The organism is Streptomyces sp. Act143 (assembly GCF_003143935.1).
Lineage (GTDB): Bacteria > Actinomycetota > Actinomycetes > Streptomycetales > Streptomycetaceae > Streptomyces.
The window spans coordinates 4,777,469-4,794,092 of sequence record NZ_QFRX01000001.1 but is presented as its reverse complement, the minus strand read 5'-3'; the positions used below and the strand labels follow the sequence as shown (position 1 = coordinate 4,794,092).

The 16,624-nt window shown below is 69.6% G+C and carries 16 protein-coding genes; 7 read left to right on the top strand and 9 right to left on the bottom strand.

Translation table 11 applies throughout. The annotated features are described in order from the left end of the window. The first annotated feature begins 7 nt into the window (after window positions 1-7). Together DI272_RS21655 and DI272_RS21650 are read left to right on the top strand one after the other, a co-directional pair. Window positions 8-1,015, top strand: coding sequence for a bifunctional lytic transglycosylase/C40 family peptidase (locus tag DI272_RS21655; RefSeq protein ID WP_258314624.1), 1,008 nt, complete (start codon window positions 8-10; stop codon window positions 1,013-1,015). 230 nt (window positions 1,016-1,245) lie between these two features. After that, window positions 1,246-1,953 carry a phosphatase PAP2 family protein gene (locus DI272_RS21650; protein ID WP_109496962.1) on the top strand — a complete coding sequence of 236 codons (708 nt, stop codon included), beginning with the start codon at window positions 1,246-1,248 and terminating at the stop codon, window positions 1,951-1,953. 3 nt (window positions 1,954-1,956) lie between these two features. Here the strand turns inward: DI272_RS21650 and DI272_RS21645 are convergent, their stop codons facing one another. After that, complete coding sequence (locus DI272_RS21645) at window positions 1,957-3,531, bottom strand: FAD-binding oxidoreductase (RefSeq protein WP_109496961.1); 1,575 nt, start codon at window positions 3,529-3,531, stop codon at window positions 1,957-1,959. A 603-nt stretch (window positions 3,532-4,134) separates the two neighbouring features. On the opposite strand from DI272_RS21645, the gene DI272_RS21640 reads away from it, so the two are divergent. Further along, window positions 4,135-4,959, top strand: coding sequence for a hypothetical protein (locus tag DI272_RS21640; protein WP_109496960.1), 825 nt, complete (start codon window positions 4,135-4,137; stop codon window positions 4,957-4,959). A gap of 97 nt (window positions 4,960-5,056) precedes the next feature. After that, complete coding sequence (locus DI272_RS21635; protein WP_109496959.1) at window positions 5,057-5,236, top strand: hypothetical protein; 180 nt, start codon at window positions 5,057-5,059, stop codon at window positions 5,234-5,236. A 33-nt stretch (window positions 5,237-5,269) separates the two neighbouring features. On the opposite strand, the gene DI272_RS21630 is transcribed toward DI272_RS21635, so the two are convergent. Continuing rightward, window positions 5,270-5,596, bottom strand: a complete 327-nt coding sequence (locus DI272_RS21630; protein ID WP_109500966.1) for a metal-sensitive transcriptional regulator — start codon at window positions 5,594-5,596, stop codon at window positions 5,270-5,272. Window positions 5,597-5,818: 222 nt separating this feature from the next. Between DI272_RS21630 and DI272_RS21625 the strand changes: the two genes are divergently transcribed. The 3 genes from DI272_RS21625 (at window position 5,819) to DI272_RS21615 (ending at window position 7,970) form a co-directional block, all read left to right on the top strand. Next, window positions 5,819-6,439, top strand: coding sequence for a DUF47 domain-containing protein (locus DI272_RS21625; RefSeq protein ID WP_015659485.1), 621 nt, complete (start codon window positions 5,819-5,821; stop codon window positions 6,437-6,439). Between the two features lie 7 nt (window positions 6,440-6,446). Further along, window positions 6,447-7,445 (top strand): inorganic phosphate transporter, encoded by a 999-nt coding sequence (locus tag DI272_RS21620; RefSeq protein ID WP_109496958.1) that lies wholly within the window; start codon window positions 6,447-6,449, stop codon window positions 7,443-7,445. Window positions 7,446-7,553: 108 nt separating this feature from the next. Beyond that, a complete protein-coding gene (locus tag DI272_RS21615; protein ID WP_109496957.1) occupies window positions 7,554-7,970 on the top strand; it encodes a hypothetical protein in 417 nt (138 codons plus the stop codon). Between the two features lie 169 nt (window positions 7,971-8,139). Here DI272_RS21615 and pstB read toward each other — a convergent pair whose 3' ends face one another. From pstB to DI272_RS21580, 7 genes are all read right to left on the bottom strand, one after another. Further along, complete coding sequence (gene pstB, locus DI272_RS21610) at window positions 8,140-8,916, bottom strand: phosphate ABC transporter ATP-binding protein PstB (protein ID WP_109496956.1); 777 nt, start codon at window positions 8,914-8,916, stop codon at window positions 8,140-8,142. A 45-nt stretch (window positions 8,917-8,961) separates the two neighbouring features. Continuing rightward, the gene (gene pstA / locus DI272_RS21605) at window positions 8,962-10,020 is read right to left on the bottom strand and encodes a phosphate ABC transporter permease PstA (protein WP_109496955.1); all 1,059 of its coding nucleotides are present in this window, start codon (window positions 10,018-10,020) and stop codon (window positions 8,962-8,964) included. Next, window positions 10,017-11,021, bottom strand: coding sequence for a phosphate ABC transporter permease subunit PstC (pstC, locus tag DI272_RS21600; RefSeq protein ID WP_109496954.1), 1,005 nt, complete (start codon window positions 11,019-11,021; stop codon window positions 10,017-10,019). Before pstC ends, pstA begins: the two co-directional genes overlap by 4 nt. Window positions 11,022-11,123: 102 nt before the next feature. Then, the gene (pstS, locus tag DI272_RS21595) at window positions 11,124-12,251 is read right to left on the bottom strand and encodes a phosphate ABC transporter substrate-binding protein PstS (RefSeq protein ID WP_109496953.1); all 1,128 of its coding nucleotides are present in this window, start codon (window positions 12,249-12,251) and stop codon (window positions 11,124-11,126) included. 230 nt (window positions 12,252-12,481) lie between these two features. After that, window positions 12,482-12,904, bottom strand: coding sequence for an NUDIX hydrolase (locus DI272_RS21590; RefSeq protein ID WP_109496952.1), 423 nt, complete (start codon window positions 12,902-12,904; stop codon window positions 12,482-12,484). Window positions 12,905-12,938: 34 nt separating this feature from the next. Next, a complete protein-coding gene (locus tag DI272_RS21585) occupies window positions 12,939-14,057 on the bottom strand; it encodes a CHAD domain-containing protein (RefSeq protein ID WP_109496951.1) in 1,119 nt (372 codons plus the stop codon). Continuing rightward, complete coding sequence (locus DI272_RS21580; RefSeq protein WP_109496950.1) at window positions 14,038-16,410, bottom strand: RNA degradosome polyphosphate kinase; 2,373 nt, start codon at window positions 16,408-16,410, stop codon at window positions 14,038-14,040. Before DI272_RS21580 ends, DI272_RS21585 begins: the two co-directional genes overlap by 20 nt. Window positions 16,411-16,624: the final 214 nt, after the last annotated feature.

Below are 16,624 nucleotides of genomic sequence, written 5' to 3'. Positions count from 1 at the left end.
GGGGCGGTTGACGGTGCGTAAGGCGTGGATCGTGGCGGGTGCCGCCCTCGGGGCGGGGCTGAGCTTCGTGATGCTGCTCGTCGTGGGCGTCTACGTCGTCGCCGGGAACCTCGCCAACGGGGTCGGGGGAGCCACCAAGGCGCTCGCCAAGGGGGCTGTGCCGGCTGCCTATTCGGGGCTCGTGGCTAAGTGGGGCAACCTCTGCTCCGCCATCAACCCCGCGCTGCTCGCCGCCCAGCTGTACCAGGAGAGCGGGTTCAACCCGAGGGCGCAGAGCGCCGCGGCGGCGCAGGGGATAGCGCAATTCATCCCCGGCACCTGGGCCACACACGGAATCGACGGCGACGGTGACGGCGACCGCGACGTCTGGGATCCGAATGACGCGATTCCGTCGGCCGCGTCGTACGACTGCAAGCTCGCCTCGTACGTGAAGGACGTCCCCGGGGACCAGACCAGGAACATGCTCGCGTCCTACAACGCGGGGGCGTACGCGGTCATCAAGTACGGGGGCGTGCCGCCGTACAGGGAGACCCAGAACTACGTGAAGACGATCACGACGCTGGAGGAGAGCTTCGCCGCTCCCGTCACCCGCGTCGACCCCTCCAAGCAGGCCGCCGCCGCCATCACCTACGCGCAGAACAAACTCGGCACGCCCTACCTCTGGGGCGGTGACGGTACTGCTCAGGACGGTGGGCGGTTCGACTGCTCGGGGCTGACGAAGGCCGCCTACGAGAGCGTCGGGGTCACGCTGCCGCGGGTCGCCAACGACCAGTGGAACGCGGGTCCGCATCCGGCCAGGGACGAGCTGCTGCCGGGCGATCTGGTCTTCTTCTCCGACGACCTCACCAACTCCCGTGCCATCCGGCATGTGGGGATTTATGTCGGCGGCGGGTACATGATCGACGCCCCGAGAACGGGTGCTGTGATCCGGTTCGACCCGATCGACACCCCCGACTACTTCGGCGCGACCCGGGTCACCGAAGATGGCGCGAAAGCGCTCCCCACGACGGTCTGAACAGGCTGTGAACCTACCCCCTGAGCTGCAGCGATGTGTCTCTCTTCGATAACGTCTGAGTGATCATTCAGTGGAGTGTGGAACGTATTAACGGGGACCGTGCGTTCCTGTTGGCGTAGGCGGATGCCGCAGAGCGGATTCTCGTAGGGCCGATCTACACACCACGGGGGTGGAACAGCGGCGCGCGAAACCTTGCGCGCCGGGACAGACGACGAAGGGGCCGCAGCACCATGGCTGGACTCGCCGCATCCGGGTCGAACCCCGACGTCGAGCTGCTCTACGACATCAACGGCCTGGCCAAGGACGCGCCGCACTGGTTCGACCGGGTCATGGAGTTCGTCGGTGAGTACGGCATCCTGCTCGCCACCGTGCTGCTCGTGCTGTGGTGCTGGATGTCCGTGCGGCGGCGCGGCGGCGACGAGGCCGCGCCCTCCGTCGCGGCCCTCGTCTGGGCACCGCTCGCCGCCGGTGTCGCCGTGCTGATCAACGTGCCGATACGAGGATTCGTGGAGCGGCCCCGGCCGTTCGTCGACCACGACGGCCTGGAGGTCCTGGTCAGCGGCAAGACCGACTACTCGTTCGTGAGCGATCACGCGACGATCACCATGGCGCTCGCCGTCGGACTGTTCCTCGCCAACCGCAGGTTCGGTGTCCTCGGCATCCTGCTCGCCCTGTTCGAAGGCTTCTGCCGGGTCTACATGGGCGTCCACTACCCGACCGACGTCCTCGGCGGCCTCGCTCTCGGCACCGCCGTCGCCCTGCTCCTCTCCCCGCTGGCCATGGCCCTGCTCACGCCCCTGACGAAGGCGATCGAGCGGTCGCCGCGCGCGGGGTGGCTGATCCGGTCGCGGAAGGCCTCGGCGTACGACGGACAGGGCGCCGTCGTGCCCGGGGCGCGCAAGGAAGCGGGCGCGGAGGAGCGGGACCTCGCCGCCTAGCTCCTACAGGGCTTGCGGGAACGTGAAGAAGCCCTGCGGGTCGTACTGCTTCTTCAGCGTCGCCAGGCGGTTCGCCGCGTCGCCGTAGTAGGCCTTCCGCCAGTCCGTCAGCGTCGGGTCCGTGTAGTTCTGGTACGCCGCTCCCGACGCGTACGGCTTCATCGCGTCGTGGGCCGCGGTCAGCCAGGACTGGCCGGTGGCGCCGGACGTGCCCGCCCGCCAGGACACGATGTACTGGGCCAGCATCCGGGAGCGGCGGTGCACGAACGCCGTGGCCGTGGGGGAGACCCGGTTGACCGCGCCACCGAGCGCGGTCAGGGCGATGCTGCCGGAGCCGCCGCGGACCGTCTCCATCTGCTTCAGCAGGGCCTTGATGCCGGCCGTGGAGAGGGAGCGGTCGAAGAAGTCCGACTTCGCGGCGTACGTCTCCCGGTTCAGCGCGCCCTGCGGGGAGCGGCCGGGGGTCTTGCCGGGCAGGTGGCACTGGGCGTCGGTGGCGAAGGAGGAGCAGCCGGCGTAGATCTCCATCGCCTCCTCGTAGGAGCGGCGGCGCAGGGAGACGCTGCTCGCGGAGGCGCCGACCTTGTCCGCGAGGCGGTCGACCGCGTTCTGGAGCTCGCCGTAGGTGCCGAGGGAGAAGGCGGCGACGTTGATCGTGGTGTAGCCGCCGGTCGTGCCCGCCAGGTGCAGGGACGACCAGATCTCGTCCGGCTGGTCAGGGCCCCACTCCTGCCAGGCCTTGATCACCGCGGCGGCCTTCGACCAGGGCCAGGAGAGGTAGCCGGTCACTGCTTGGGGCGCCGGGTGGGTCTTGAACTGCAACTCCGTGACGACGCCGAAGTTGCCGTTGCCGGCGCCGCGCAGGGCCCAGAAGAGGTCCTTGTTGGTGGTGGCGTTCGCGGTGAGCTGCTTGCCGTCGGCGGTGATGAGGGTGGCCTGCGTGAGGCTGTCGCAGGTCAGGCCGTAGGCGCGGGACACGACCCCGTGGCCGCCGCCCAGGGTGAGGCCGGAGACGCCGACGGTGGGGCAGGAGCCGGCGGGGATGGTGACGCCCTTCGCGGTGAGGGCGCGGTAGACGTCGATGAGCTTGGCACCGGCGCCGACGACCGCGGTGCCGCCGCTGGAGCGGACCTTGTTGAGCTTCGAGACGTCGATGATCAGACGGCCGTTGCCGGAGGACCAACCGGCGTAGGAGTGACCGCCGTTGCGGATCGCGACCTTGAGGTGGTGGGCGCGGGCGTAGGCGAGGGTGGTGCGGATGTCGTCGGGGTGGGCGACGTAGGCGACGGCGGTGGGCTTCAGGTCGTCGAAGCGGGTGTTGTAGAGCTGGTGGGCGGCGGGCCAGTTGGTGTCGCCGGGGCGCAGGAGGGGGCCGTCGAGGTCCTGGGCCAGGGCGGTCCAGTTGGCGGGGGCGGCGGGGAGGGCGGCGGATTTGCCGGACGCGGCGGTGTTCGAGGCGGTCGCGGTGTTGGCCGTGCTCGTCTGGGCCGCGGTGGCGGAGTCGTTGCCGGTGCAGGCGGCGGTGGTTGCGGCGGCCAGTGCGGCGACGCCGCCTCCGATGAACGTACGGCGTTCCATGGTGCGTGCCCTCCGTGGCCTTGGGTCGGCTGTCGTGGAACGAGACGGGGTGGGGGTGGCCGGGGTTCCATGGTGCACGGAGTTGGGGCGGGGTGGGGTGGGGTGGGGTGGGGTGGGGGCTTGTGGGGGCGGTGGGGTGTGGTGAGGGCTTGAGGGTGGGGTGAGGTGCGGCGGGGTGGGGGCTGGCGCGGGGGTTTCGCTTGCCCGCGCTGGCGGGGTGCCTCCCCAGAGGGGGCCCCAGCGCCCACCCGTGCCGCCCCAGCGGCACGACTGCCCGCAGCTACGTGCGTGGGTGGGTGGCATGACTGCTCGCGGCTGCGTGGGTGGGGGTTACGTCGGTGTGTGGTTTTCGGCGTCTGTTCTTGCCTGGCTTCTTGCTCTTCTTGCCGGGCCGCGCCAGCCGCAGGTGCAGCGGGCTGTGCAGAAGCGGCCCTGGTCGACCGTTGTCGTCAGATGGTCGGGGGATTCTTGAGGTGAGGGGACCCTGTCCTGCTGCGCCACGGCGACAACGTTACCCAGCTTCGGTAAAGGGGCGGTAGGCGTGACGGCCCCACGGACCCGTCGTTAAGGGGAGCGACAGGGGGTCCGTGACGGAGGCAGGCGATGGCGGAGCGGCAGCACAGGGTCGGCGGGGCGGTCGTCGCGGGGGTCTTGGTCTGTTGGCCGGTCAGCGGGTGCGCCGGGGGTGAGGCCGGTGCGGACGGGCGGGGCGGTGACCCCGTCGCCGCGCTGCACGCCGCCGCCGGCCGGCTGGTGGAGGCGGGGAGTTCGAAGACCCGGACCTCCATGGAGATGGCCACCGGCGGCACGCGCGTCACCATCCGGGGCGAGGGTGTCTACGACTACCGGCGGCAGGTCGGGCAGTTGAAGGTGATGCTGCCGCAGGACCCCGCCGGACAGAGTGAACACCGGCCCATCACCGAACTGCTCGCTCCCGGCGCCCTGTTCATGAAGAACCGCGGTGCCGGTGTGCCCGCCGACAAGTGGGTGCGCGTCGACACCGCCACGCTCTCCGACGGCAATCTGGTCACCGGCGGTGCCACCGACCCGTTCGCCGCCGCCGAGTTGCTGCGCGGGGCGCGGACGGCGACGTACGTGGGGACGACGGACGTGGCCGGGATCGCCGTCCGGCACTATCGGGGGACCGCCGATCTGGCCCTGGCCGCGCGGGATTCGTCCGGTGCGAACAAGGCATCCCTGGGCGCGGCGGCGAAAGGGTTCGCCACGGCGCACGTCCCCTTCGACGCGTACCTCGACGACGACGGGCGCATCCGCAAGATCCGGCACCGGTTCAGCTTCGTCAACGGGCAGCAGCAGGGCACCGTCGCCGTCGCATCGACGACCTTGCTGTTCGACTTCGGCGTCGCCGTCGACGTACGCCTGCCGGACGGCGAGGACATCTACGCCGGGAAGATCGCGGAGGGGTAGGCGGTCGGGACGGGCGTCAAGGACTAGCCCGTCCGTGCCATGCGCGGTGTGTAGACCGCTCCCTACTCTAGGAAGCGGTGACGGCAGAGAAGAGGTGATGCACGTGGCTCCGGTCGGCGGTACGGCAGTTCAGGACCACGTGGCCCTCGCCGAGATCGAGCTGTGCGGAGAGCTGATCATCGCGGCCTCGGCCGCGCACGAGGACCGGCTCAGCCTTGAGAGCATCGACGAGGTGCTGAAAGTGGCCCAGGAACGCGAGGACGCCTCCGGCGAGTGAGCCGGAGGCGCTCCTCAAGAGGCAGGGACCGCATCACGTCCGCAGCATGCGGGCGATCGCCTGTGTGGCCTCCTGCACCTTCGCGTCGATCTCGTCGCCGCCCTTGACGGCCGCGTCGGCCACGCAGTGCCGCAGGTGTTCCTCCAGGAGCTGCAGGGCGAAGGACTGGAGCGCCTTGGTGGAGGCGGACACCTGCGTGAGTATGTCGATGCAGTAGACGTCCTCGTCGACCATCCGTTGCAGGCCGCGGATCTGGCCCTCGATGCGGCGCAGACGCTTGAGGTGTTCGTCCTTCTGCTTGTGGTACCCGTGGGTCGTGTGCTCGGAGGGCGCTTCCGCGCCGGCCTCGGTGGTCGTCATCGCGTCCTCCATGTCACTTGGTGTCACCCGGGCGTCACCTGGGCAGTTATATACCCCTACTGGGTATATCGTACCGAACTTTGGCGGGTATAGGGCCTGCGGAAGGCCCCCGTGCCGACCACTCTGCCTGATGGGCGACACTGGGGGACGGCCCATTAGCCGTGGCCGGATGATGCACTTAGCATCAGCCTGACCGAAACCGATGCACCCCGAGGACCCCTTGTGCGCTTCCGTCTGACCCCCAGGGAGACGAGCTTCTACGACATGTTCGCCGCGTCCGCGGACAACATCGTCACGGGCTCGAAGCTCCTCATGGAACTGCTCGGGGCGGACACCGCCGGCCGGGCCGAGATCGCCGAGCGTATGCGGGCCGCGGAACACGCTGGTGACGACGCAACGCACGCGATCTTCCACCAGCTGAACTCCTCGTTCATCACGCCGTTCGACCGTGAGGACATCTACTCCCTGGCGTCCTCCCTCGACGACATCATGGACTTCATGGAGGAGGCCGTCGACCTCGTCGTCCTCTACAACGTCGAGGAACTGCCCAAGGGCGTCGAGCAGCAGATCGAGGTGCTGGCGCGGGCGGCCGAGCTGACCGCCGAGGCCATGCCCAATCTGCGGACGATGGACAACCTCACCGAGTACTGGATCGAGGTCAACCGGCTGGAGAACCAGGCCGACCAGATCCATCGCAAGCTGCTCGCCCACCTCTTCAACGGCAAGTACGACGCGATCGAGGTGCTGAAGCTGAAGCAGATCGTGGATGTGCTGGAGGAGGCCGCGGACGCCTTCGAGCACGTGGCCAACACGGTGGAGACCATCGCGGTCAAGGAGTCCTGAGCACCTCATGGACACCTTTGCGCTGATCGTGACCATTGGCGTCGCGCTCGGATTCACCTACACCAACGGCTTCCACGACTCGGCGAACGCGATCGCGACGTCGGTGTCCACGCGGGCGCTGACCCCGCGGGCCGCCCTGGCGATGGCCGCCGTGATGAACCTCGCCGGTGCCTTCCTCGGCTCCGGGGTCGCCAAGACCGTCAGCGAGGGCCTGATCGAGACGCCCGAGGGCTCGAAGGGGATGGGCATCCTCTTCGCGGCGCTGATCGGTGCGATCACCTGGAACCTCATCACCTGGTACTTCGGCCTGCCCTCGTCGTCCTCGCACGCCCTGTTCGGCGGCATGGTGGGGGCGGCGCTCGCGGGCGGTACGACGGTCTACTGGCACGGGGTGCTGGAGAAGATCGTCATCCCCATGTTCGTGTCGCCGTTCGTCGGTCTCATCGCCGGTTATCTGGTGATGACCGCGATCATGTGGATCTTCCGGCGGGCCAACCCGCACAAGGCCAAGCGCGGTTTCCGGATCGCGCAGACCGTCTCGGCGGCCGGCATGGCGCTCGGGCACGGTCTGCAGGACGCCCAGAAGACCATGGGCATCGTCGTGATGGCGCTGGTCATCGCCGATGTCGAGGACTACGGCGATCCGATCCCGGTGTGGGTGAAGATCGTGTGCGCCGTGATGCTGTCGCTGGGGACGTACGCCGGTGGCTGGCGGATCATGCGGACGCTGGGGCGGAAGATCATCGAGCTGGACCCGCCCCAGGGGTTCGCCGCGGAGACGACCGGTGCGTCGATCATGTTCACCACCGCGTTCCTCTTCAAGGCGCCGATCTCGACGACCCACGTCATCACCTCGGCGATCATGGGCGTCGGCGCGACGAAGCGGGTGAACGCCGTGCGGTGGGGCGTGGCCAAGAACATCGTGCTGGGCTGGTTCATCACGATGCCGGCGGCGGCGATCGTGGCGGCGGCGTCGTTCGGGATCGTCAACCTCGCTTTCCTTTAGGCAAGGCGTCGGCAAAACACAGGACCCCTCTGCCCCTCCCGTGACAGGGTGTGGAACACGTGTTCAAGCGAACGCGTGTTCGACAACTCGAAACGGGAGGGGTGTTTCATGTCGAATCTCGGCAGGCGGCTGCTGACCACAGCGGGTGCCGGTGCGGCGGCGATCGTCCTGGCGGCCACGCCGGCCCTGGCGGACGCCGACACCAGCTACTACGCGGACACCGTCGCGTCCGGCAGCTATCTGTCCCAGGCCGGGACCATGCGGTTCGACTCCCTGGGCGACAAGTTCAACGCCTGCGACAACTGGTCCGACGGCGCCGGAGTCATCGGCTACTGGAAGGTCGGCAGCGGCGGCACCGTCCACTCGCTCTACAACGGCGGCGGCATCGGTACCTGCGCGACCTCCAACCAGGACCTCGCGGAGTCGGCGACCGTCTACATCAAGGCCTGTCTCCGCGACGACGGTGACGTCAAGGAAGGCACCTGCAGCGCCTGGGAGAAGGGCTACGCGGACGGCATTCCGTAAACCGGCCGCAGCATCGCATGAAACGGGCCCGCCCCCTGGGAGCCAGGGGGCGGGCCCTTTTGCGTCCTCGCGGTGGCACCGCCATGCAGCACCGCGAGGGGATCCGGGGAGATTCGGGGAGCTCCGGAGAGATCCGTAGAGCTCCGGAGAGATCCGTAGAGCTCCGGGATCAGCCGAAGCGGCCCGAGATGTAGTCCTCCGTGGCCTGGACCGACGGGTTGGAGAAGATGCGCTCCGTCTCGTCGATCTCGATCAGCCGGCCGGGCTGGCCGACGGCGGCCAGGTTGAAGAAGGCGGTGCGGTCCGAGACGCGGGCCGCCTGCTGCATGTTGTGCGTCACGATGACGATCGTGAAGCGCTCCTTCAGCTCGCCGATCAGGTCCTCGATGGCGAGGGTGGAGATGGGGTCCAGGGCCGAGCAGGGCTCGTCCATGAGGAGGACCTTGGGCTCGACCGCGATCGCGCGGGCGATGCACAGGCGCTGCTGCTGGCCGCCGGACAGGCCGGAGCCGGGCTTGTTCAGGCGGTCCTTGACCTCGTTCCAGAGGTTCGCGCCCTTGAGGGACTTCTCCACGATGTCCGAGAGCTCGGACTTCTTGTAGTTGCCGTTCAGGCGCAGGCCCGCCGCCACGTTGTCGAAGATCGACATGGTGGGGAAGGGGTTCGGGCGCTGGAACACCATGCCGACCTCGCGGCGGACGGAGACCGGGTCGATGCCGGCGCCGTACAGGTCCTCGTCGTCCAGCATCACCTTGCCCTCGACGCGGCCGCCGGAGGTGACCTCGTGCATCCGGTTCAGGGTGCGCAGGAAGGTCGACTTGCCGCAGCCGGAGGGGCCGATGAACGCCGTCACCGAGCGGGGCTCGACGGTCATCGAGATGTCTTCGATCGCCTTGTGGGAGCCGTAGTAGGCGGTGAGTCCGCTTACGTCGATTCGCTTGGCCATGATTGCTTCACTTCCAGAGATTCAGATCGGTCGCTGTTGGCCGCGTCAGCGACCGGTCTTCGGGGCCTTCCAGCGGGCGATGCCGCGGGCCACCAGGTTCAGGATCATCACGAAGGCGATCAGCGTCAGGGACGCCGCCCAGGCACGGTCGTACGCCGCGGGCGAGCCCGCGCTCTGCGAGTACTGCTGGTAGATGTACAGCGGCAGCGACGCCTGCGGGCCCTCGAAGGGGTTGTTGTTGATGAACGGGTTGCCGAACACCAGCAGCAGGACCGGGGCGGTCTCACCGGCGATACGGGCGATCGCCAGCATGACGCCGGTGGTGATGCCGCCGATCGCGGTCGGCAGGACCACCTTCAGGATGGTGCGCCACTTCGGGATGCCGAGCGCCAGGGACGCCTCGCGCAGCTCGTTCGGGACGAGCTTGAGCATCTCCTCGGTGGAGCGGACGACGACCGGCATCATCAGGATCGCCAGGGCGAGCGCGCCGGCGAAGCCGGAGAAGCCCATGTCGAAGATGAGCAGCAGGCTGAGGATGAACAGACCGGCGACGATCGAGGGGATGCCCGTCATGACGTCGACGAAGAAGGTGACGGCCCGGGCGAGCGCGCCGCGCCCGTACTCCACCAGGTAGATCGCGGTGAACACGCCGATCGGCGCGGCGATCAGGGTGGCGATGCCGACCTGCTCCAGGGTGCCGATGATGGCGTGGTAGATGCCGCCGCCCGCCTCGGAGTCGGCGACCAGGCCCATCGAGTGGGTCAGGAAGTAGACGTCGAGGACCTTCACGCCGCGCGAGACGGTCACCCACACCAGGGAGACCAGCGGCACCACGGCGAGCAGGAAGGCCACCCACACCAGCGAGGTCGCGATGCGGTCCTTGGCCTGGCGGCGGCCCTCGACGCGGGCGGCGATGACGTACGTGCCCAGGAGGAAGAGCAGCGCGGCGATCAGGCCCCACTGGACGCGGCTCTCGATGCCCGTGGCCAGGCAGAGGCCGATGGAGACGGCGAGGGAGCCCGCGGCGATCGCCCCGGCGGACCACTTCGGCAGGCTGGCGCCGCGCAGGGTGCTCGGCGGCTTGACGGCGGTCGTGGTGCTCATGCGTTGGCCCCCGAGTACTCCTTGCGGCGGGCGATGATCGCGCGGGCCGCGCCGTTGACCAGCAGCGTGATGACGAACAGGACCAGACCGGAGGCGATCAGCGCGTCCCGGCCGAACTCGGTGGCCTCACCGAACTTGCTGGCGATGTTCTGGGCGAAGGTGCCGCCGCCCGGGTTGAGCAGGCTGCCGTGGATCAGGAAGTCCGGCGACAGGACGGTGGCGACGGCCATGGTCTCGCCGAGGGCGCGGCCGAGGCCGAGCATCGAGGCGGAGATCACGCCGGAGCGGCCGAAGGGCAGCACCGACATGCGGATGACCTCCCAGCGCGTGGCGCCGAGGGCCAGGGCCGCCTCCTCGTGCATCTGCGGGACCTGGCTGAAGACCTCGCGGCTCACGTTGGTGATGATCGGCAGGATCATGATCGCGAGCAGGATGCCGACGGTGAGCATCGAACGGGGGGCGCCGCCCTCCCAGTCGAAGAGGCCGGACCAGCCGAGGTAGTCGTTGAGCCAGCCGAAGAGCCCGGTCATGTGCGGTACGAGGATCAGGGCACCCCACAGGCCGTACACGATGGACGGTACGGCGGCGAGCAGGTCGATCACGTAGGCGATCGGGCCGCGCAGCCGGCGCGGGGCGTAGTGGGTGAGGAACAGCGCGATGGCGACGGCGACGGGGACCGCGATGACCATGGCGATGATCGAGGAGACGATCGTGCCGTAGGCCAGGACCGCGATGCCGAAGACCGGCGGCTGGGCGCTGGTGTTCCACTCGAAGGTCGTGAGGAAGTTGCCCTCGTCGTCGCTGATCGCGAGGGCGGCACGCCAGGTGAGGAAGACGGCGATGGCGGCCATGGTGGCCAGCAGGAAGATGCCTGAGCCGCGGGTCAGACCGAGGAAGATGCGGTCTCCGGGCCGGGTGGCGCCGCGGGCGGCGCGCTTGCGCTCGGTCACGGTCGGCTGCGGCGTGGGGGGAGGTGCGTCGGTTATCTGTGTGGTGTTCATCGGGTTCTCCGGTCTGCGGAGCCGCAGGGGTCGTGCGGCTCGTGGCGGCGGTGCACCGGACGGTGCGGTCCGGTCCCGCGTGGGGACCGGACCGCACTCAGGTCAGCTCAGGGTCGAGATGGTCTCGCGGACCTTGGCGATGATGTCGTCGGGCATCGGGGCGTAGTCGTTGTCGGACAGGACCTTCTGGCCGTCCTCGCTCGCGATGTAGTTCAGGAACGCCTTGGTGGCGGGCAGGGTGTCGGACTTGTTGCCCTTGTCGCAGACGATCTCGTACGTGACCAGGGTGATCGGGTAGGCGCCCTCGGCCTTGGTCGCGTAGTCCAGCTGAAGCGCCAGGTCCTTGCCGGTGCCGACGACCTTCGCGGCGGCGATGGCCTTGGTGGCGTTCTCGACGGTGGCCTGGACCGGGGTGCCGGCGCCGGTGTCGATGGCGGCGGCGTTGATGCCGTCCTTGGCGTAGGACAGCTCCATGTAGCTGATGGCGCCGGAGGTCTGCTTGACCTGCTGGGCCACACCGGAGGACTGCGCGGCGGACTGGCCGCCCTTGGCCTGCCAGGCCTTGCCGCCGGAGTACTTCCAGTCGCTCGGGGCGGCGGCGATCAGGTACTTGGTGAAGTTGTCCGTGGTGCCGGACTCGTCCGAGCGGTGGAACGCCTGGATCTTCAGGTTCGGGAGCTTCGCGTCGGGGTTGAGCTTCTTGATCGCCGCGTCGTTCCAGTTGCTGATCTTGCTGTCGAAGATCTTGGCGAGGGTCGGGGCGTCCAGGACCAGGTTGTCGACACCGGGGACGTTGTAACCGACGGCGATCGGGCCGCCGACCATCGGCAGGTCGATGCCCTGACCGCCGGTGCAGACCTTCTTGGAGGCGGTGACCTCTTCGGGCTTCAGCGCTGAGTCGGAGCCCGCGAAGGCGACCGTGCCCTGGGTGAACGCGGTGACACCGGCGCCGGAGCCGCCGCCCTTGTAGTTGATCTGGACGCCGGAGCAGGCGGCGCTGAAGGCCTTGACCCAGAGGTCGATCGCGTTCTTCTGCGCGGAGGAGCCGTCGGCGAGCAGCTGGCCCTTGGCGTCGTCGCACTTGATGTTGCCGGCCTGCGCGCTGGCGGAGGAGTCGCCGCCGTTGCTGGTGCCGGTGTCGTCCGAGCCGCACGCCGTGAGGGCCAGGGCGCCGGAGACGGCGATCGCGCCGAGAGCGAGGGCCCGCCGGTTCTTGCGCTGAAGCTTCACTTGAGGGAGTTCCTTCCGAGAGCCGCCGTCCTGAATCCGGCGGCGTGCGAAGACTGGGTGGCGCGGACGCGTCTTCGAGGTGTTCCTGCGAGGCGCGGTCCGCACCGCGTAAGGCCGAAATTAGGCAGATCAGGTGAAGGCGCCGACTGGCGGAAATGAACGCGGGGTGAACCCCTGCGGAAGGTGCGGTTAGGTCACGGAACGGTTGCATTCCATGGGGGCCGCTGGTTTCAGGCGAGGTTCAGCGTCGCCAGCAGGTCGTCGACGAGCGTGCGGTCCCTCGACTGGGTCAGCCGGTTGCGGGCCGCCGTGGGGGGCAGCCAGAGGATGCGGTCCACCTCGGTGTTCGGGGTGAAGGCCCCGGCGGTGGCCTCGGCCGCCCAGTAGCGGACCTGCTTGGGGCGGCCGTTCGCGAGGTAGCGGACGGTGCTGAGCCGGGTTCCGGGGGTCGCGGTGCAGCCGGTCTCCTCCGCCACCTCGCGCAGGGCGCCGGCGAGGGCGTCCTCGCCGCGCTTCAGCTTGCCCTTCGGGTGCGACCAGTCGTCGTATTTCGGCCGGTGGACGAGGCAGATCTCCAGCTCGCCGTCGATGGGGGAGCGGCGCCACAGGACGCAGCCGGCCGCTTGGACGGTGGTGTTGTCGGGAGAGCTCACGGGGCGCTCACCGCCTCCTCTTCGACCATCTCGGCTACGCGGTGCCGACTGTTTCCTTCTGCCAGGCCTGCTGGAAGGCGAACCGCGCGGCCTCCACCTCGTGACGCTGATCGGCGTGGAGCACGCCGAGGGCGTACGCGGTCGCCGGGGCGATACGCGGGGTGCGCGCCGCCTGTGCCGCGGCGCCCGCCGCCTCCGACGCGTCCCGGTGCCGGTCCAGGGCCTCGCCCGCCGTGAGCAGTCTTACGTCGACGCCGTCGCCGCCGTGGAGGACCTCGCGGGCGTAACGGTGCAGGCGCAGCAGCAGGCGGACCTGGTGCCAGGGGGCGTCCTGGGGGTGCGGGGACGGGTCCGGGGAGAGGCCGTGGATGAGGGCCTCGGCGTTGTAGGGGTGGCCTGCGGTGACGAGGGGGAGGGCGGTGACGGCGTCCTGGAGGCGGTCCTCGGCGGCCTGCGCGAGGGGATGGAGGTCGATGGTGTGTGCCGCGGGGGTCAACGGGACTTCGCTGGCCAGTACGGCGATGGTGTCGGCGACCGCGTGGAAGCGGGAGGAGCCGAGGGCCTGGAGGGCGGTGGAGTGAGCTCGGGTCCTTGCGAGGGTCAGTTGGCGGTCGAGCAGGGCGCCCGCTTTGGCCGCGCCTACTGTGAGGTTGCCGCGGTCCGGTGCGGGCGTACCGGGGTTTCCGCTCGCCGCGCCGGCGGGTGCCGCTGCGCCCACCCGTGCCGCCCCAGCGGCACGACTGCCCGCTGCCGGGGCGAAGGCATCGGCTGCGCCCGCCTGGGCCGGGAATGCCGCGCCCGACAGTCTGTGCAGTGCCAGCAGCAGCCGCTCCAGCCGTGCCTCGTACGCGTGCTCCAATGCCAACGTGCCTGACAGCCACGCCAGTTCGGGGCGGATGCGTTCCGACCAGTCCGGGTCCAGGAGGGGGCGGAAGGTGTGCAGGCTGGCGCTGATGCGGCGGGCCGAGCGGCGCAGGGCCCGGGCCGCGTCGACGGACGCCTCCGAGCCGCCCGCCGCCGCACCGCCGTTCTCGCGGTGCTGGCGCAGGGCTCGGAGGAACTCCGTGGCCTGGGCGCGGAGGTAGCCCGCGAGGGCGTCCGCCGTGACCGCCCCGGCCGTGGCGTCCGTCGGGTCAAGGTGTTGCTGTGCCACGCCGGCGCCTCCGGGCGTCTATGAGCATCTCCTGGATGTTGCGCAGGGGCTGGCCGTCCGCGTCGGTGGCGTGCCGCTCCCAGTCGCCGTCCGGGCCCAGATGCCAGGAGGCGGTGGTGTCGGACATGCCCGTTTCCAGAAGGCGGTTGAGGGCTGCGCGGTGAGCCGGGTCGGTGACCCGTACCAGCGCTTCGATACGGCGGTCGAGGTTGCGGTGCATCATGTCGGCGCTGCCGATCCACACCTCGGGCTCGCCGCCGTTGCCGAAGGCGAAGACCCGGGAGTGTTCGAGGAAGCGGCCGAGGATGGAGCGGACCCTGATGTTGTCCGACAGGCCGGCCACGCCCGGGCGGATCGCGCAGATGCCGCGCACCCAGACGTCGACCGGCACGCCCGCCTGGGACGCGCGGTAGAGCGAGTCGATGAGCGCCTCGTCCACCATCGAGTTGACCTTGATGCGGATGAAGGCGGGGCGGCCCGCGCGATGGTGCTGGACCTCCTTGTTGACGCGGGAGATCAGGCCGTCGCGCAGGGACTTGGGGGCCACCAGCAAGCGGCGGTAGGTCTCACGGCGCGAGTAGCCGGACAGGCGGTTGAAGAGGTCCGAGAGGTCCGCGCCGACCTGGGGGTCGGCGGTGAGCAGGCCCAGGTCCTCGTACAGGCGGGCCGTCTTCGGGTGGTAGTTGCCGGTCCCGACGTGGCTGTACCGGCGTAGCGTTTCGCCTTCCTGACGGACCACCAGGGACAGCTTGCAGTGGGTCTTCAGGCCGACGAGGCCGTAGACGACGTGGCAGCCCGCCTCCTCCAGCTTGCGCGCCCACTTGATGTTGGCGTGCTCGTCGAAGCGGGCCTTGATCTCGACCAGGACGAGGACCTGCTTGCCGGCCTCGGCGGCGTCGATGAGGGCGTCGACTATGGGGGAGTCACCCGAAGTCCGGTACAGCGTCTGCTTGATGGCAAGGACGTCCGGGTCCTCGGCCGCCTGCTGGAGGAAGGCCTGTACGGAGGTGGAGAAGCTGTCGTACGGGTGGTGCAGGAGGACGTCCCTCGCGCGCAGGGCGGCGAAGATGTCCGGCGCGGACGCCGACTCGACCTCGGCCAGGTCGCGGTGGACGCCGGCGATGAACTTCTTGTACTTGAGCTCGGGGCGGTCGAGCGAGGCGATGCGGAAGAGGCCCGTGAGGTCCAGGGGGCCGGGGAGGGGGTACACCTCGGCCTCGGAGATCTTCAGCTCGCGCACGAGCAGGTCCAGCACCTCGCGGTCGATGGACTCCTCCACCTCCAGGCGCACCGGCGGGCCGAAGCGGCGCCGCATGAGTTCCTTCTCCAGGGCCTGGAGGAGGTTCTCGGCGTCGTCCTCCTCGACCTCCAGGTCCTCGTTCCTGGTGAGGCGGAAGGCGTGGTGCTCCAGGACCTCCATGCCCGGGAACAGCTCCTCCAGGTGCGCGGCGATGACGTCCTCGATGGGGACGTAACGGCCGGGGGAGCTCTCCAGGAAGCGGGACAGCAGCGGCGGCACCTTGACGCGGGCGAAGTGGCGGTGGCCGGTGACCGGGTTGCGGACGACCACGGCCAGGTTCAGGGAGAGGCCCGAGATGTAGGGGAAGGGGTGCGCCGGGTCGACCGCGAGCGGGGTGAGGACCGGGAAGATCTGGTGGCGGAAGAGGGTGAACAGACGGGCCTGTTCCTTCTCCTGGAGCTCGTTCCAGCGGACCAGGTGGATGCCCTCCTCCGCGAGTGCGGGGGCGACGTCCTCGTGGTAGCAGGCGGCGTGCCGGGCCATCAGCTCACGCGAGCGGGCCCAGATCATCTCCAGCACCTCGCGCGGCTGGAGGCCGGAGGCGGAGCGGGTGGCGACGCCGGTGGCGATGCGGCGCTTCAGGCCGGCCACCCGGACCATGAAGAACTCGTCCAGGTTGCTGGCGAAGATGGCGAGGAAGTTGGCCCGTTCGAGGAGCGGGGTGTTCGGGTCCTCGGCGAGTTCCAGGACGCGCTCGTTGAACGCGAGCCAGCTGCGCTCCCGGTCGAGGAAACGACCCTGCGGCAGCTCGGCACCGTCGTACGGTGCCTCCTCGTACGCGTCGAGGTCGGCGTCGATGTCGGGTTCCAGGTCGGAGACGGCCGCCGCGACGGTGTGCGGGCGGTGCGCGGCTATGGAGCCCACGGAGGGCTGCGCGTGCTGGACCTGTGCTGCTGCCTGGGCGTTGGGCTGGCTCATGGACCCATTCTTCCGCGCCACGGGCGATACGGGCGCGTCGGACAGCGCGGGCGGGAGCGCGGCGGCGAGACGGACGTCCCCGTTCCCCGCAAAGCCCTTGGGGGGCGGCGAAGGCTCTGGCACGGCGGGCTTCATTCGCCGAGCGTCGCAAGCCCGTCTGAACCAGCGGTTACGGAGACATGGCGTGTGGGATATCGCGGGACGGCTCCCGGGCATCCAGGGGCCCGGGCCGCACGTCCCCCACCCCCGTGGGAGGACGTGCGGCCCGGAGGTCGGGTGACGCGATGGTCAGGCGGCTGGTGGGGCGGGCGGCTGGGGGGTCATTCGGTGGGTGGGGCGGATGGCGCTG

Coding starts and splice junctions, on each gene's coding strand:
- DI272_RS21650 (WP_109496962.1), top strand. CDS start 1,246: ATGGCTGGACTCGCCGCATCCGGGTCGAACCCCGACGTCGAGCTGCTC.
- DI272_RS21645 (WP_109496961.1), bottom strand. CDS start 3,531: ATGGAACGCCGTACGTTCATCGGAGGCGGCGTCGCCGCACTGGCCGCC.
- DI272_RS21640 (WP_109496960.1), top strand. CDS start 4,135: ATGGCGGAGCGGCAGCACAGGGTCGGCGGGGCGGTCGTCGCGGGGGTC.
- DI272_RS21635 (WP_109496959.1), top strand. CDS start 5,057: ATGCACGTGGCTCCGGTCGGCGGTACGGCAGTTCAGGACCACGTGGCC.
- DI272_RS21630 (WP_109500966.1), bottom strand. CDS start 5,596: ATGACGACCACCGAGGCCGGCGCGGAAGCGCCCTCCGAGCACACGACC.
- DI272_RS21620 (WP_109496958.1), top strand. CDS start 6,447: ATGGACACCTTTGCGCTGATCGTGACCATTGGCGTCGCGCTCGGATTC.
- DI272_RS21615 (WP_109496957.1), top strand. CDS start 7,554: ATGTCGAATCTCGGCAGGCGGCTGCTGACCACAGCGGGTGCCGGTGCG.
- pstB (WP_109496956.1), bottom strand. CDS start 8,916: ATGGCCAAGCGAATCGACGTAAGCGGACTCACCGCCTACTACGGCTCC.
- pstA (WP_109496955.1), bottom strand. CDS start 10,020: ATGAGCACCACGACCGCCGTCAAGCCGCCGAGCACCCTGCGCGGCGCC.
- pstC (WP_109496954.1), bottom strand. CDS start 11,021: ATGAACACCACACAGATAACCGACGCACCTCCCCCCACGCCGCAGCCG.
- DI272_RS21580 (WP_109496950.1), bottom strand. CDS start 16,410: ATGAAGCCCGCCGTGCCAGAGCCTTCGCCGCCCCCCAAGGGCTTTGCG.